At 65.9% G+C, this 15,105-nt stretch carries 15 protein-coding genes; 11 read left to right on the plus strand and 4 right to left on the minus strand.

All coding sequences use genetic code 11. From position 1 onward, the window contains the following. Positions 1 to 232 precede the first annotated feature (232 nt). Positions 233 to 868: a protein-L-isoaspartate(D-aspartate) O-methyltransferase gene (locus PV773_RS07620; protein ID WP_347965758.1), complete on the plus strand. Its 636-nt coding sequence runs from the start codon at positions 233 to 235 to the stop codon at positions 866 to 868. Positions 869 to 870: 2 nt separating this feature from the next. Here the strand turns inward: PV773_RS07620 and PV773_RS07625 are convergent, their stop codons facing one another. Together PV773_RS07625 and hemN are read right to left on the minus strand one after the other, a co-directional pair. Beyond that, a complete protein-coding gene (locus PV773_RS07625; RefSeq protein WP_347965821.1) occupies positions 871 to 1,449 on the minus strand; it encodes an N-acetyltransferase family protein in 579 nt (192 codons plus the stop codon). Positions 1,450 to 1,546: 97 nt separating this feature from the next. Continuing rightward, positions 1,547 to 2,896 carry an oxygen-independent coproporphyrinogen III oxidase gene (gene hemN, locus PV773_RS07630; RefSeq protein ID WP_347965759.1) on the minus strand — a complete coding sequence of 450 codons (1,350 nt, stop codon included), beginning with the start codon at positions 2,894 to 2,896 and terminating at the stop codon, positions 1,547 to 1,549. Between the two features lie 151 nt (positions 2,897 to 3,047). Between hemN and PV773_RS07635 the strand changes: the two genes are divergently transcribed. After that, the gene (locus PV773_RS07635; protein WP_347965760.1) at positions 3,048 to 3,773 is read left to right on the plus strand and encodes a Crp/Fnr family transcriptional regulator; all 726 of its coding nucleotides are present in this window, start codon (positions 3,048 to 3,050) and stop codon (positions 3,771 to 3,773) included. Here the strand turns inward: PV773_RS07635 and PV773_RS07640 are convergent. Then, positions 3,770 to 4,261, minus strand: coding sequence for a hemerythrin domain-containing protein (locus PV773_RS07640; protein WP_347965761.1), 492 nt, complete (start codon positions 4,259 to 4,261; stop codon positions 3,770 to 3,772). The genes PV773_RS07635 and PV773_RS07640 overlap by 4 nt on opposite strands. Before the next feature lie 153 nt (positions 4,262 to 4,414). Here PV773_RS07640 and ccoN point away from each other — a divergent pair, with 153 nt between their 5' ends. The 9 genes from ccoN to holA all read left to right on the plus strand — a co-directional run bounded on the left by ccoN (position 4,415) and on the right by holA (position 13,537). After that, on the plus strand, positions 4,415 to 6,028 hold the full coding sequence (gene ccoN / locus PV773_RS07645) for a cytochrome-c oxidase, cbb3-type subunit I (protein WP_347965762.1): 1,614 nt from the start codon (positions 4,415 to 4,417) through the stop codon (positions 6,026 to 6,028). A gap of 10 nt (positions 6,029 to 6,038) precedes the next feature. Further along, complete coding sequence (ccoO, locus tag PV773_RS07650; protein ID WP_347965763.1) at positions 6,039 to 6,770, plus strand: cytochrome-c oxidase, cbb3-type subunit II; 732 nt, start codon at positions 6,039 to 6,041, stop codon at positions 6,768 to 6,770. Positions 6,771 to 6,780: 10 nt separating this feature from the next. Beyond that, positions 6,781 to 6,930 carry a cbb3-type cytochrome c oxidase subunit 3 gene (locus PV773_RS07655; protein WP_340038593.1) on the plus strand — a complete coding sequence of 50 codons (150 nt, stop codon included), beginning with the start codon at positions 6,781 to 6,783 and terminating at the stop codon, positions 6,928 to 6,930. A gap of 3 nt (positions 6,931 to 6,933) precedes the next feature. Further along, the gene (gene ccoP, locus PV773_RS07660; protein WP_347965764.1) at positions 6,934 to 7,797 is read left to right on the plus strand and encodes a cytochrome-c oxidase, cbb3-type subunit III; all 864 of its coding nucleotides are present in this window, start codon (positions 6,934 to 6,936) and stop codon (positions 7,795 to 7,797) included. A 174-nt stretch (positions 7,798 to 7,971) separates the two neighbouring features. Further along, positions 7,972 to 9,528, plus strand: a complete 1,557-nt coding sequence (gene ccoG / locus PV773_RS07665) for a cytochrome c oxidase accessory protein CcoG (RefSeq protein ID WP_347965765.1) — start codon at positions 7,972 to 7,974, stop codon at positions 9,526 to 9,528. Continuing rightward, positions 9,525 to 10,025 (plus strand): FixH family protein, encoded by a 501-nt coding sequence (locus PV773_RS07670; RefSeq protein WP_347965766.1) that lies wholly within the window; start codon positions 9,525 to 9,527, stop codon positions 10,023 to 10,025. Before ccoG ends, PV773_RS07670 begins: the two co-directional genes overlap by 4 nt. Then, the gene (locus PV773_RS07675; RefSeq protein ID WP_347965767.1) at positions 10,022 to 12,292 is read left to right on the plus strand and encodes a cation-translocating P-type ATPase; all 2,271 of its coding nucleotides are present in this window, start codon (positions 10,022 to 10,024) and stop codon (positions 12,290 to 12,292) included. Before PV773_RS07670 ends, PV773_RS07675 begins: the two co-directional genes overlap by 4 nt. Further along, the gene (ccoS, locus tag PV773_RS07680) at positions 12,289 to 12,429 is read left to right on the plus strand and encodes a cbb3-type cytochrome oxidase assembly protein CcoS (RefSeq protein WP_347965768.1); all 141 of its coding nucleotides are present in this window, start codon (positions 12,289 to 12,291) and stop codon (positions 12,427 to 12,429) included. The genes PV773_RS07675 and ccoS overlap by 4 nt, the downstream gene beginning before the upstream one ends. A 58-nt stretch (positions 12,430 to 12,487) precedes the next feature. Further along, the gene (gene holA, locus PV773_RS07685) at positions 12,488 to 13,537 is read left to right on the plus strand and encodes a DNA polymerase III subunit delta (RefSeq protein WP_347965769.1); all 1,050 of its coding nucleotides are present in this window, start codon (positions 12,488 to 12,490) and stop codon (positions 13,535 to 13,537) included. 109 nt (positions 13,538 to 13,646) lie between these two features. On the opposite strand, the gene PV773_RS07690 is transcribed toward holA, so the two are convergent. Beyond that, complete coding sequence (locus tag PV773_RS07690) at positions 13,647 to 14,864, minus strand: argininosuccinate synthase (protein WP_347965770.1); 1,218 nt, start codon at positions 14,862 to 14,864, stop codon at positions 13,647 to 13,649. Positions 14,865 to 15,105 lie beyond the last annotated feature (241 nt).

Below are 15,105 nucleotides of genomic sequence, written 5' to 3' on the forward strand. Positions count from 1 at the left end.
CGTCGAGGTCTGGGAGGAGGTAGGCCCCGACAAATTCGATGAGTGATATCTAGCCCCGCAGGTTCGGGTTTTAAAGTGTTGATATTGCATAGGAGCATTGCATATTGTGCAATGCAGCAGAATTGACGCGCTGCAACATCAAAAGGACGCTGCGGAAGCTGGGGCGAGCCTGCCAGGTGGCGCGGAACTTCCGGCTGGCCTGCCGGTTAATTGGCATCGTCAGGGGCATGCCATGATCGACTATCGGCCGGCGCGCCTCAACATGGTGGAGCGCCAGATCGCAAGGCGCGGCGTCAGCGACCTCGCCGTGCTCGAAGCCATGTCCGAAGTGCCGCGCGAGGAATTCGTTCCCGAGAACCTGCGCGACTACGCCTATGAAGACACGGCCCTGCCGATCGACGGGTACCAGACGATTTCGCAGCCCTATATCGTGGCGCTCATGGCTTCGGCCGGCGAATTGTCGCCAGGGCAGAAGGTTCTCGAGATCGGCACCGGCTCCGGCTATGCGGCGGCCGTCATGGCGCGGATCGTGTCCCGCGTCGTTACCATCGAGCGACTGGCGTCGCTCGCCGACACCGCACGCATGCGCCTGACCCGGCTGGGTTACGGCAACGTCGAGGTGGTGACCGGCGACGGCGTTGCCGGTTGCGAGGCCGAGGCTCCATTCGATGCCATCCTGTCCGCTGCCGGTTCGCGCAGGATTCCGCCGGCCTGGAAAAGCCAGCTCGCCATAGGCGGCAGGCTGGTGATGCCGCTGGGCCCCTTGGGCGACCAGATCCTGGTCAAGGTCACCCGCCTGAAGGACGACGACTATGTGGAGAAGGCGCTCGCCGCGGTTCGCTTCGTCCCGCTGATCGGCGGCGGCTGAATTCAGCCCGTGCCGCCCTTCGCCCGGAACATGCGCTCGGGCATGGAGCCGGGATCCGGCGGCAGGCTGGTGCCGCCATTCAGCGGAAGCTGCATGAAGACGGTGTCGAGCCAGCGGCCATGCTTGTAGCCGGAGCCGTCCAGCCGGCCCGAATGCTGGAACCCGAGCCTCTCATGCAGGCGCACCGACGCGCTGTCCGCGTGGCCGTCGCCGATCACGGCGATGATCTGGCGGAAGCCGAGCTTTGCCGCCTCCTCGATCAGTACCTCCATCAGCGCCTTGCCGATGCCGGCACCCTTGGCGTCGGGCGCGATGTAGATCGAATCCTCGACAATGAACCGGTAGGCCGGCCGGGCCCGGAACGGTCCGGCATAGGCATAGCCGACGATCCGGCCCTGCCGTTCGGCGACGAGATAGGGATAGTTGCCGGCGCTCAGGGTCTCGAACCGCACCCCCATCTCCGCCCGTGTCGGCGGCTCCAGCTCATAGCTTGCCGTGCCGTTCAGCACCGCGTCGGCATAGATTTCGGTGATGCGGTCGAGATCGCCCGCCAAAGCGTGTCGGATCGTCATGCTCACTATTTAGGCAGCCTGTGTTTCTGCCACCCATAAGAGCAAATCGTTCCGGAAATGGAAAGGGCCGAGATGCATTTCGAGGCGATTTGCGGCAGGCCCCCCCTCAAACGGCGACGGAGTGACGCGCCGTTCCCTTGCCGAGATACGCGTCGAACCGTGCCGCGACCGAACGGACGAAGGGCTTGCCCTGTTCGGTGACGACAAAGCGGTTTCCGGACCGCGCAAAGATCCCGTCGCCACTGTTGGCTAGAAGCAACTCAGCCTCCGCGATGACCTCCCGCGCCGGCTCTCCGAATCGGGCGACCAGGTCGCAGGGCGAGAATGAGAATTCGCACATCAGTCGCTCGATCACCCAGGAACGCATGCGATCCTCCTCGGTGAGGGCGATACCGCGCTCTGTCGCCAGGCCGCCGGCCAGCACGCGGCGCTCGTATTCGGCCGTGGCCGGCATGTTCTGGACATAGCCCTGCGGCAGAAGGCCGATCGAGGAAGCCCCCAGGCCGATCAGCGCATCCGCCTGGTCGGTGGTGTAGCCCTGAAAATTGCGCCGCAGCGTGGCCGAGCGGGCGGCCATGGCGAGGCTGTCGTCCGGAAGCGCGAAATGGTCCATGCCGATCGCCTGGTAACCCGCAGCCAGGATCAGCCGCGCCGCCGTCTCCGCCTGCGCCAGGCGCGCCTCGGCGCCGGGCAGCAGCGCCTCGTCGATCATCGTCTGGTGCTTCTTCATCCACGGAACATGGGCATAACCGAACAGGGCGATGCGGTTGGGCCGTAGCGACAGCACCTGCCCGATCGTTGCCGCGATGGTTTCGAGCGTCTGGTGCGGCAGGCCGTAAAGCACGTCGAGATTGACCGAGCGCACGCCGCGTGCGCGAACCGCATCGACCACGGCCTTGGTCTGTTCGAACGTCTGCTCGCGGTTGATGGTTCGCTGCACGTGTGGATCGAAATCCTGGACGCCGAGGCTGGCGCGGGTCATGCCGATGGCGGCGAGCGCGTCGAAGCGCGCCTCGTCCATGTCGTTGGGGTCCATTTCGACGCTGATCTCGGCATCGTCCGCGAAGGCGAATCTGCTGCGCAGGAGCCTGCCCAGCGCAATCATGTCGTCAGGCGCGACCAGCGTCGGCGAGCCACCGCCGAGATGCAGCGCCGTTATGATTAGCCGGCTTTCAGCCTCGGCCGAGATTGATTCGATCTCCGCTGCGAGGGCTTCGAGATAGCGGGCGACGGGATCGTAGCGGCGGACCTGCTTGGTGTGGCAGGCACAGAACCAGCACAGGCGGTCGCAGTAGGGAATGTGCACGTAGAGCGAGGTTGCGGTTCCCTCCGGCAGGGCCCGCAGCCACTCGGCATAGGTCGCCGCCGAAACATCGGTCTTGAAGTGCGGCGCTGTCGGATAACTCGTGTAGCGCGGCACCGGCGCGGCATGTTTCTCGACAAGGGTCCGGTCCATCAGCCTCTCCATGAGTAGCCGCAACTTGGACCTTGGCCTCCGTGGCCGCCTTGACATGGATCAACGGCTGGGAGCGCGTGGACACAATGACACGGTTCCAATTCCGGGAACTGGAACATAGATTGGCCACAATCAGACATCGGACGACGCGATGGCGGTTCGCCAGGACATTCACAACTCAGAAATACCAGTGCTGTGCCGCTCATGCGAAGCGCGGCACAAGGGCGTTTGCGGTGCGCTCACGACCGAGCAACTGGTCGAGCTCAGCCGTCACACCACCAAGCGCAAGGTCGAACCGGGCACGATGCTTGTCTCGGACTCCGAAACCGTCGACAGCTACGCCAATGTGCTCGCCGGGGTGGTCAAGCTGACCAAGACACTCTCTGACGGCCGCCAGCAGATCGTCGGCCTCCAGTTCGCTCCCGACTTCCTCGGCCGCCCGTTCAAGCACGAGAGCTCGACCAGCGCCGAGGCCGCCACGCCGGTTCGGGTCTGCTCCTTCCCCAAGAAATCGCTCGACCGCATGATCGAGCAGTCGCCGGAACTCGGGCACCGCCTGCACGTGCAGGCCCTGAACGAACTCGACGACGCGCGCGACTGGATGCTGACGCTCGGCCGCAAGACGGCGGCCGAGCGTGTCGCCTCGTTCCTCCAGCTCATCGCCAGGCACGGCGATCCCGAGGCGGAGAGCGAAGGCGAGGTCAGCTTCGACCTGCCGCTGACGCGTGCCGACATAGCCGACTTCCTCGGCCTCACCATCGAGACCGTCAGCCGTCAGCTCACCAAGCTGCGCAAGGACGGGCTGATCTCGGTCGAGAACAACCGCCACATCACCGTCTTCGACCTCGCCAAGCTCGAGCGGCGCGCCAACATCTAGTCCCGCGCCTCGCAGTCCGGTGCGACCTGCGCCATGACATGGTCGCGCTCGAAGGCGATGTGGCGCCTCAGCGCGCCGAAAAAGCCGCGCAGCATGAAGCCCAGCGTCTCGGGATTCTCAGCCCTGCCGCGCCGTGCGGTGGCGCGCAAGGTGTCGCGCAGTTCGGCGGCATAGCCCTCATCCTCGCAATGCTCGCTCTTGAGCCGCGCAATGGTCTTGCGCGCCTCGGCGCTCTGCAGCAGCCGGGCGGCGAAATGGGGGTAGACGTGCTGCTCCTCGAAGCGATGGACCTTGATCATTGCTGGGCCGAGGGCGCGCGCCGCCAACAGGCACTCGCGCCTGTCCAGCCCGCCGGGCAGCGAATCCGCTATCGCTTCCAGCCGGTCGCAGAGCATTAGCTTGGCAGCGTGGGCGCGACGCACGGCGGCTATCGCCTCGGTGAGAGCCGTCTGCTCCGTCCCGACCTTCATTTCCCGGCGTGATCTCATGTCTTCTCGAGGTTCCCCATTGCCCGAAGGCTGAGGCGGAGCGCCCGGCTTGACCTTGATCCAGATCAAGGCAGGAGCGGCAATTGTCGTGGATGTGTGGCGTCTGGCGCCGAAAGGGATCTTCGGTCGCCCTGAGTTCGTCGGGGTTCTCTCATGAAATACGCAACCGAAATCATCCTGCTCGCGGTGGCGGCCTTCGCCGCCCTGCTGGGCGCGGCCTTCGCGCAGGACAACCTGTTCGCCGCCCACATGTGGGTGCTGTTCTTCGCACTCACCGCCGGTGCCATCGTGCTGATGCGCACCACCAGCTACGCCACGGTCAATATAGCCGAAGCGCCGTCCCCCTATATGGACGGTCCGGTGCGCTACGGCGTCATAGCCACGGTGTTCTGGGGCGTCGCCGGCTTCCTGGTCGGCGTCATCGTCGCAGCCCAGCTCGCCTTCCCCGATCTCAACATCGAGCCCTGGCTCAATTTCGGCCGCCTGCGTCCGCTGCATACCTCGGCCGTGATCTTCGCCTTCGGCGGCAACGCGCTGATCGCCACCTCCTTCTACGTGGTGCAGCGGACCTCGCGGGTGCGCCTCTTCGGCGGCAACCTCGCCTGGTATGTCTTCTGGGGCTATCAGCTGTTCATCGTCATGGCGGCGACCGGCTATCTGCTCGGCATCACCCAGAGCCGCGAATACGCCGAGCCGGAATGGTACGTCGACCTGTTCCTGACGGTCGTCTGGGTCGCCTATTTCGTCGTCTTCTTCGGCACGATCCTGACCCGCAAGGAGCCGCATATCTACGTCGCCAACTGGTTCTACCTGTCATTCATCGTCACCATCGCGATGCTGCATATCGTCAACAACCTCGCGGTGCCGGCATCCTTCCTCGGCTCGAAGAGCTACTCGCTGTTCGCCGGCGTGCAGGACGCGCTGACGCAGTGGTGGTATGGCCACAACGCCGTCGGCTTCTTCCTGACCGCCGGCTTCCTCGGCATGATGTACTATTTCGTGCCCAAGCAGGCCGAGCGCCCGGTCTATTCCTACCGGCTGTCGATCATCCACTTCTGGTCGCTGATCTTCATGTACATCTGGGCAGGGCCGCACCACCTGCATTACACCGCCCTGCCCGACTGGGCGCAGACGCTCGGCATGGTGTTCTCGATCATGTTGTGGATGCCCTCCTGGGGCGGCATGATCAACGGTCTGATGACGCTCTCCGGCGCCTGGGACAAGATCCGCACCGACCCGATCATCCGCATGATGGTCGTTGCCATCGCCTTCTACGGCATGTCGACCTTCGAAGGCCCGATGATGTCGATCAAGGCGGTGAACTCGCTCAGCCACTACACCGAGTGGACCATCGGCCACGTGCACTCCGGTGCGCTCGGCTGGAACGGCATGATCACCTTCGGCGCCATCTACTTCCTGGTGCCGCGGCTGTGGGGTCGTGAGCGTCTCTACTCGATGCGGCTGGTCACCTGGCACTTCTGGCTCGCCACGCTCGGCATCGTCGTCTACGCCGCCGTCATGTGGGTGGCAGGCATCACGCAGGGCCTGATGTGGCGCGAATACGACGAGCAGGGCTTCCTGGTCTATTCCTTCGCCGAAAGCGTCGCGGCGATGAACCCCTACTACATCCTCCGCACCATCGGCGGCCTGATGTACCTCGCCGGCGGTCTGGTCATGGCCTGGAACGTCTACATGACGATCCGCGGATACCAGCGGAAGGAAGAACCGCTGCCCGGTGCCGCTCCAGCCCTCCAGCCTGCCCAGTAAGGATTGAGACATGGCACTGCTCGACAAACACCAGACAATCGAGAGAAACGCGACGCTGCTTCTGATCGGCTCGCTGATCGTCGTCAGCATCGGCGGCATCGTCCAGATCACACCCCTCTTCTACCTCGAGAACACCATCGAGAAGGTGGAGGGCATGCGTCCCTACTCGCCGCTGGAGCTCGCCGGCCGCAACATCTACATCCGCGAGGGCTGCTACGTCTGCCACAGCCAGATGATCCGGCCCTTCCGCGACGAGGTGGAGCGCTACGGCAACTACAGCCTAGCGGCGGAGTCGATGTATGATCATCCCTTCCAGTGGGGATCGAAGCGCACCGGACCCGATCTCGCCCGCGTCGGCGACCGCTATTCCAACGAGTGGCACGTCCAGCACCTCGTCGAGCCGCGATCGGTGGTGCCGGAATCGGTCATGCCCAGCTACGCCTTCCTCAAGGAAACGCCGCTGGCGGTGAGGACCATCAGCTACGACCTGATCGCCAACCGTCGCGTCGGCGTTCCCTACAGCGACGAGATGATCGCCAGCGCCGAGGCCGACCTCCGGGCGCAGGCCGACCCGAATGCCGATACGAGCGGCGTTCTGGCGCGCTATCCGAAGGCCAAGCTCGGCGATTTCGACGGCAACCCGGCGACGCTGACCGAGATGGACGCGCTCGTCGCCTATCTGCAGATGCTCGGCACGCTGGTCGACTTCTCGACCTACGACGCCGAAGCCAACTACCGCTAGGAGGCTTGTCGTGGACTACACCACCCTCAGACATTTCGCCGACAGCTGGGCTTTGCTGGCCATGACGATCTTCGTGGCCGGCGTGTTCATCTTCGCGCTTCGCCCAGGCAGCCGCGAGGCAGCCGAGCGGGCGGCCCAAATCCCGCTCAAGGAGGACTGATCTGTGAGCGACAAGCATATCGACGAGCTTTCCGGCGTCGAGACCACCGGACATGAGTGGGATGGCATCCGCGAACTCAACAACCCGATGCCGCGCTGGTGGCTGTGGACGTTCTACGCCACCATCGCATGGGCGCTTGCATATACGATCGCCTATCCGGCCTGGCCGATGATCCGCACCGCCACCACGGGCATGCTCGGCTATTCGAGCCGGGCCGAGGTCCAGGCCGAGCTCGCCGCGGCCGAGGCCGCCAAGAGCGTCTATGTCGAGGCGGTGAAGACCAAGGGCGTCGGCGAGATCCTCGCCGACGACAATTTGCGCCAGTTCGCCACCTCGGCAGGCTCGGCAGCGTTCAAGGTCAACTGCGTGCAGTGCCACGGCTCCGGTGCGCAGGGTTCGCCCGGATTCCCCAACCTCAACGACGACGAGTGGCTGTGGGGCGGCAAGATCGAGCAGATCTACCAGACGATATCGAACGGCGTCCGTTTCGCCGGCGACGAGGAGACGCACAGCTCCGAAATGCCGGCCTTCGCCGAAGTGCTCGAACCGCAGCAGGTCAACGAGGTTGCGGCCTTCGTCGCGAGCCTGTCGGGCCAGGCGCTGACGCCGGAGCTGGTTCCGGCAGGGGCAACCGTGTTCGCCGAAAACTGCGCCGCCTGCCATGGCGACAATGCCAAGGGCAACAGGGAAATGGGCGCGCCCGACCTGACCGATGCGATCGCGCTCTACGCCTCCGGGCAGGCGGCCATCGCCCAGCAGGTGCGCCGGCCCAGGCATGGCGTGATGCCGGCGTGGGGCGCCCGACTGGGCGACGTGAAGGTCAAGGAACTTGCCGTCTTCGTCCATTCGCTCGGCGGCGGTGAATAACCCTCCAAGGCTGGGGGCGATGGATGAAGGGGTGGGGGGAGGCCCGGCAGAAATGCCGGGCCTCCTTGCGCACTTCCCCGGCTTGACCTGGGTCAAGGCCTAGGTGCGCCAGATGAGGCAAAGACGAAGCGACCCTGTCGATCTTGACCGGCAGGCGGTCAGCAGGAGACGAGAATGCTTGACGAACGGGAAGTGGAGCGGCTCGATGTCGAGGCGGTCAACTCGGCAAAGACACGCCAGCCGCTTTATGCCGCTCGCAAGAAAGTCTTCCCCAAGCGGGCCTCCGGCCGGTTCCGTCAATTCAAGTGGCTGGTCATGCTGGTCACGCTCGGCATCTACTACCTGACGCCGTGGATTCGCTGGGACCGCGGCCCCTATGCGCCCGATCAGGCGGTCCTGCTCGACATCGCCAACCGCCGCTTCTATTTCTTCGCCATCGAGATCTGGCCGCAGGAGTTCTTCTATGTCGCCGGCATGCTGGTCATGGCCGGCATTGGCCTGTTCCTGGTAACCTCGACGGTCGGCCGTGCGTGGTGCGGCTACACCTGCCCGCAGACCGTCTGGGTCGATCTTTTCCTGGTGGTCGAACGGGGCATCGAGGGAGACCGCAACGCCCGCATCAAGCTCGACGGCGCGCCGTGGTCGTTCGACAAGCTCGGGAAACGTGCCGCCAAGCACGTGACCTGGCTGTTGATTGCGGTGGCAACCGGCGGCGCCTGGATCTTCTATTTTGCCGATGCGCCCACATTGCTTGGCGAGCTGGTTACCGGAAAGGCAGCGCCGGTCGCCTACCTCACGGTCGCCATCCTGACCGCCACCACCTACGTCTTCGGCGGCCTCATGCGCGAGCAGGTCTGCACCTATATGTGCCCGTGGCCGCGCATCCAGGCAGCGATGCTCGACGAGAACTCGCTGACCGTCACCTACAACGACTGGCGCGGCGAACCGCGTTCACGTCATGCCAAGAAGGCTGTCGCCGAAGGGCTTTCCGTCGGCGACTGCGTCGACTGCAACGCCTGCGTCGCCGTCTGCCCGATGGGCATCGACATCCGCGACGGCCAGCAGCTCGAATGCATCACCTGCGCGCTCTGCATCGACGCCTGCGACAGCGTCATGGACAAGATCGGCAAGGAGCGCGGCCTGATCTCCTACGCGACGCTCGCCGACTACCAGTCCAACATGGCGATCGCCACCAACCCGACCACCGGGGCGATCGATCCAAAGCAGGTGCGTGATGTCGACGGCAAGCTCGACAAGGGCATTGCCCATTTCCACATCCGCCGGATCTTCCGGCTACGCACCTTTGTCTATGCCGGTGCCTGGAGCCTGATCGGCGTCGCGCTGCTCGTCGCACTGTTCAGTCGCGACCGGCTCGACCTCAACGTGCTGCAGGACCGCAATCCGCAATTCGTGCGCCTGTCGGACGGATCGATCCGCAACGGCTACACCGTCAAACTGCTCAACATGGTGCCGGAGCCGCGCACCCTGACGCTGCGTCTCGACGGCCTGCCCGGCGCGGCGATGACCATCGTCGGGATGGGGCAGGCCGAAGGCCGTTCGGTCGACATCGAGGCCCAGCCCGACAAGCTCACCACGCTGCGGGTCTATGTCCGCCAGCCGCTCGAGCAGGTCAGCGCGGGGCAGAGCTTCACCTTCGTGGTCGAAGACAGGGCGAGTTCCGAAAGCGACTCCTACGTGGCCAACTTCAACGTTCCGGAGACCGGCAAATGACCCTGCGGCCCCTGCGGCAGCCAAGGCAGTTCACCGGCCGGCACATGCTGGCGATCATGGTGGCCTTCTTCGGCACCATCATCGCCGTCAACCTGGTCATGGCAACCTTCGCCAACACCAGCTGGACGGGTCTCGTCGTCCAGAACACCTATGTCGCCAGCCAGCAGTTCAACGAGCGGGTTGCCGAAGCCAGGGCGCAGCAGTCGCTCGGCTGGAAAGGTGCGCTCGCGATCAAGGCTGGCGAGATTCGCTACAGTCTGGTCGATGCCTCGGGAGCGCCGGTGCCGGCCGAATCCGTCACCGTTTCCTTCCGCCGGCCCTCCTACGAGGCCGAGGACTGGCAAGTGAAGCTCGAGCGTGCGGCCGACGGCGCCTATGTCGTGCCCGCTGCCGTTCGCGACGGCAACTGGATCGTCAACACCGAGGCCGTGATCCCCAACGGCGCCCCCTACCGCGAGGCGCGGCGCATCGTCGTCAGCAAGGGAGAGGTCAAATGAGCTGCTGCGCTCCCGCCGCCGAAGCGGCGCTGCTGCTGCAAGGTGGCACTGCGAAGGGCCCGTCCCGCGAGGAACTGGCACTGTCGAGCCGTCCCGTGCCCGGCGACCTGCGCCAGATCGACCTTTCCGTGCCCGGCGTGCATTGCGGCGCCTGCATGGTCAACATCGAGGCGGCGTTGGGCGCGCTCGACGGCGTCGAGCATGCTCGCGTCAACCTGTCGACCAAGCGCGTTTCGGTGCGCTGGCGCGAAGCCGCCGGCGTGCCCAGGATCGTCGATGCACTGGCGCGGCTGGGCTACGAAAGCCACCTCTTCGAACAGGGCGCCGACGACAAGGACGAGACCCTCGCCGAACTGATCCGCGGCCTTGGCATCGCAGGATTCGCGGCGGCAAACATCATGCTCCTTTCCGTGTCGGTGTGGTCCGGGGCAACGGACGCCACGCGCGACCTGTTTCACTGGATCTCGGCGCTGATCGCACTCCCGGCGCTCGCCTATTCCGGCCGCATCTTCTTCCGCTCCGCCTGGGGGGCCTTGCGTAACGGCCGCACCAACATGGACGTGCCGATCTCGATCGGCGTGCTGCTCGCCTACGGCATGAGCCTCTACGAGACCGCCAACAGCGGCCCGCATGCCTATTTCGACGCTTCGGCGTCGCTGCTCTTCTTCCTGCTCATCGGGCGTGCGCTCGACCATGTCATGCGCGAACGGGCCCGCGTCGCGGTCAAGGGCCTGGCGAGGCTCGCGGCACGGGGCGCAACCGTGCTCCATGCCGATGGCTCCAATGCCTACCTGCCGGTCGGCGACATCAAGCCAGGCATGCAGATCCTGCTCGCCGCCGGCGAACGCGTCCCGGTCGACGCCCGGGTCATCAAGGGGAATTCGGAGCTCGACTGCGCCATCGTTTCCGGAGAAAGCGATCCCGTCGCGGCGGATCCGGGCGCTACCTTGCGCGCCGGCACGCTCAACCTGACCGGACCACTGACCATCGAAGCCACCGCGGCGGCCGAGGATTCGTTCCTGGCCGAGATGATGCGGCTGATGGAGGCCGCGGAGAGCGGCCGCGGCGGTTATCGCCGCATCGCCGACCGTGCTTCGGCGCTCTATGCGCCGGTCGTGCACCTGACGGCCTTCCTGGCCTTCCTCGGCTGGATGGCGGCTTCGGGCGACGCCTACCGCGCCATTACCATCGCCATCGCCGTCCTGATCATCACCTGCCCTTGCGCGCTCGGCCTTGCCGTGCCGATCGTGCAGGTGGCCGCCGCGCGGCGCCTGTTCGAGGCCGGCATCATGGTCAAGGACGGCTCGGCCATGGAGCGCCTGGCCGAGATCGACACCGTCGTCTTCGACAAGACCGGAACGCTGACGCTCGGCATGCCCAGGCTCGTGAATGCCGGCGAATTGTTGTCCCGGACCCTTTCGCTGGCCGCGGCGATCGCCCTGCACTCGCGCCATCCGATATCCCGCGCCCTGGCGGACGCGGCCGAGGGCTGCGGCGAATGGAATTTCGACAGGGTCGACGAGCTGCCGGGCTTCGGCCTCGAAGCCGGGAGCGGCGCCGACAGCTACCGGCTGGGGCGCGCGGAATGGGCGTTGCAAGATGATGTCGGGGGCGCCGGCGGCACCGTGCTGTCGCGGAATGGCGCGCTCGTGGCCGAGTTCCGTTTCGAAGACCAGCTGCGTTCGGGCGCGGCCGCGACGGTCGCCGCGCTCCGGCAGAGCGGTCTCGCGGTCGAGATTCTGTCCGGCGATCGCGTTGAGGCGGTGGCGACGGTCGCAAAGGCGCTCGGCATAGCGCAAGCCTCGGCCGGCGTGCTGCCGAGCGGCAAGGTCGCGCGTCTCGAACAGCTGAAGGCCGAAGGCCGCAAGGTGCTGATGGTGGGCGACGGCCTCAACGACGCGCCGGCATTGGCGGCAGCGCATGTGTCGATCGCGCCGGCGAGCGCCGCCGACATCGGCCGGAGCGCCGCGGACTTCGTCTTCTTGCGCGAGAGCCTCGCGGCCGTTCCGCTGGCGCTAGCCACCTCGCGCGAAGCCAAGCGGCTGATCCGCCAGAACCTGATCCTGGCCGTCGCCTACAATGCGATCGCGGTGCCGATCGCGCTCGCCGGCTACGTCACCCCGCTGGTCGCGGCATTGGCCATGTCGGGCTCGTCGGTTATCGTGATCGCCAACGGGCTCAGGCTCGGCGCCGGCAAGGCCAGGCGGGCCAGCCGCTCGTTCGAGGCGCCGGCGGCGTTTCCGCCCAAGGAGGCAATGGCGTCATGAGCGGGCTTATCTTTCTTCTCCCGATCGCCCTGTTGCTCGGTGGCCTGGGGCTGGCCGCCTTCCTGTGGTCGCTGAAAAGCGGTCAGTACGACGACCTGGATGGCGCCGCCCAGCGCATCCTGGTCGACGACGAGTAGGGACAGCCCGATCCAAAAAACCTGCGGCACGGCCGGCACCGTATGCTAACAGGGTGCCATGGCTCAGAAGAAAGCACATGAGGTCGATTCCTGGCTCGCCCGTCCCGCTCCGGAGGCGGTGATCGTGCTGATCTACGGGCCGGATCGCGGTCTCGTCTCCGAGCGGGCCGCGGCCTTCGCGGCCAAGACCGGACTGCCGCTCGACGACCCGTTCTCGGTGGTGAAGCTCGACGCCGGCGAGGTCGAACGCGACAGCGGCCGTCTCGTCGACGAGGCACGCACCGTGCCGATGTTCTCGCCGAGGCGGCTCATCTGGGTCCGCAATGCCGGCGCCCAGAAGAGCCTCGCCGACGACGTCAGGGCACTCACCGCCGAACCGCCCCGCGACGCGGTGATCCTGATAGAGGCGCAGGACCTGAAGAAGGGCGCGCCCCTGCGCACGGTGGTCGAAGGGGCGTTCTGCGGCATGGCCCTGCCCTGCTATGGCGACGAGGCGCGCGATCTCGAAACCATCATCGACGACGAATTGCGTGCGGCCGGGCTGACGATGGCGCTCGATGCGCGCAATGCCCTGCGCCGCAGCCTCGGCGGCGACCGGCTGGCGACGCGCGGCGAACTGCAGAAGCTGACGCTCTACGCCATGGGCAAGGGCGAGATCAGCCTCGACGACGTCAAGGCGATGACGGGAGACGTGTCGGCGCTGTCGCTGGACGATGCCGTCGACGCCGCCCTCGGCGGCAACATCGCCGAATTCGACGCGGCCTTCACCAAGCAGTGCCAGAACGGCAGCCAGGCCGCGCAGCTGCTGGCGGCGGCCTTGCGCCACCTGCAAAACCTGCACCTGATGCGCGGCGAGCTCGAAGGCGGCAACCGCAATGCCGCGGCGATTATCGCGACGGCACGGCCGCCGGTGTTCTTCTCGCGCAAGCGAGCGGTCGAGCGGGCGCTGACGAGCTGGAGTTCGGCGGCGCTCGATCGCGCGCTGGCGCGTCTCCAGGCAACGACGCTGCAAACCCGCCGCCGGCCCGAGCTGGCCGTGGCCCTGGCGCGCCAGGCGATGCTGGGAATTGCCGTGGAAGGCGCCCGCCTGGCGGCGGGGCGGCGTTAGAAGGCGGTCGAAAACGGCCAACATTCCGGTCTCGGACAATGCGCCGCCAGGTGAATGGCGGCGCTCGCCGAAGCGGTTCCCCCACTTCGGAAGCGGGGGCCCGTGGCGATCAGCGGTTGCGCGCGGCCAGCGTACGCAGGCGTAGCGCGTTCAGCTTGATGAAGCCGGCGGCGTCCTTCTGGTCGTAGGCGCCCTGGTCGTCCTCGAAGGTGACCAGCTTGTCCGAGTAGAGCGACTTGGCGCTCTCGCGGCCGATGACCATGACGTTGCCCTTGTAGAGCTTGAGCGTGACTTCACCCTCGACGTCCTTCTGGCTGAGGTCGATCGCCGCCTGCAGCATCTGGCGCTCCGGCGAGAACCAGAAGCCGTAGTAGATCAGCTCCGCATAGCGCGGCATCAGCTCGTCCTTGAGATGCGCGGCACCGCGGTCGAGCGTGATCGACTCGATGGCGCGGTGCGCCGAGAGCAGGATCGTGCCGCCCGGGGTCTCGTAGACGCCGCGGCTCTTCATGCCGACGAAGCGGTTCTCGACCAGGTCGAGGCGGCCGATGCCGTTGTCGCGGCCGTAGTCGTTGAGCTTGGCCAGAAGCGTTGCCGGCGACAGGCGCTCGCCATTGATCGAGACTGCATCTCCCTTTTCGAAGCCGATCTTGATGATGGTCGCCTTGTCCGGCGCGGCCTCGGGCGAGATGGTGCGCATGTGCACGTATTCGGGCGCCTCGACGGCCGGATCCTCCAGCACCTTGCCCTCGGAGGACGAGTGCAAGAGGTTCGCGTCGACGGAGAAGGGGGCCTCGCCCTTCTTGTCCTTGGCAACCGGGATCTGGTGCTTCTCGGCGAAGTCGAGCAGGTCGGTGCGGCTCTTGAAGCTCCAGTCGCGCCACGGCGCGATGATCTTGATGTCGGGGTTCAGTGCATAGGCCGACAGCTCGAAGCGGACCTGGTCGTTGCCCTTGCCGGTGGCGCCGTGGGCAATGGCGTCGGCGCCGGTCTTGCGGGCGATGTCGACGAGGTGCTTGGAGATCAGCGGGCGGGCGATCGAGGTGCCGAGCAGGTAGACGCCTTCATAGACGGCATTGGCACGGAACATCGGGAAGACGAAGTCGCGGACGAATTCCTCGCGCACGTCCTCGATGAAGATCTCCTTGATGCCGAGCATCTCGGCCTTCTTGCGCGCCGGCGCGAGTTCCTCGCCCTGGCCGAGGTCGGCGGTGAAGGTGACGACCTCCGCGCCGAGTTCGGTCTGCAGCCACTTGAGGATGATGGAGGTATCGAGGCCGCCCGAATAGGCGAGCACGACCTTCTTGACGTCTTTCCACTTGGTCATTTGAGCAGGGCACCTTTCGCAGGCGGCCAGAGCCGCGTTTTCCCGGGCTTTCTAACACGAACGGCCAAACGGGCAAGGGCGATCATGCCGCTGCGGAGCAGAGGGCGGTTCGGCTCGCTGCAGAAGGAGCGCGGCGTCGCGGACGGCGTTCTTCTCCCCGTCCTTCACGGGGAGAAGATGCCGGCAGGCAGATGAGGGGCAGCGCAAACGTCCCAGGATTGCCCCTCACCCTTACCCTCTC

The organism is Mesorhizobium sp. CC13 (assembly GCF_039907765.1).
GTDB lineage: Bacteria > Pseudomonadota > Alphaproteobacteria > Rhizobiales > Rhizobiaceae > Aminobacter.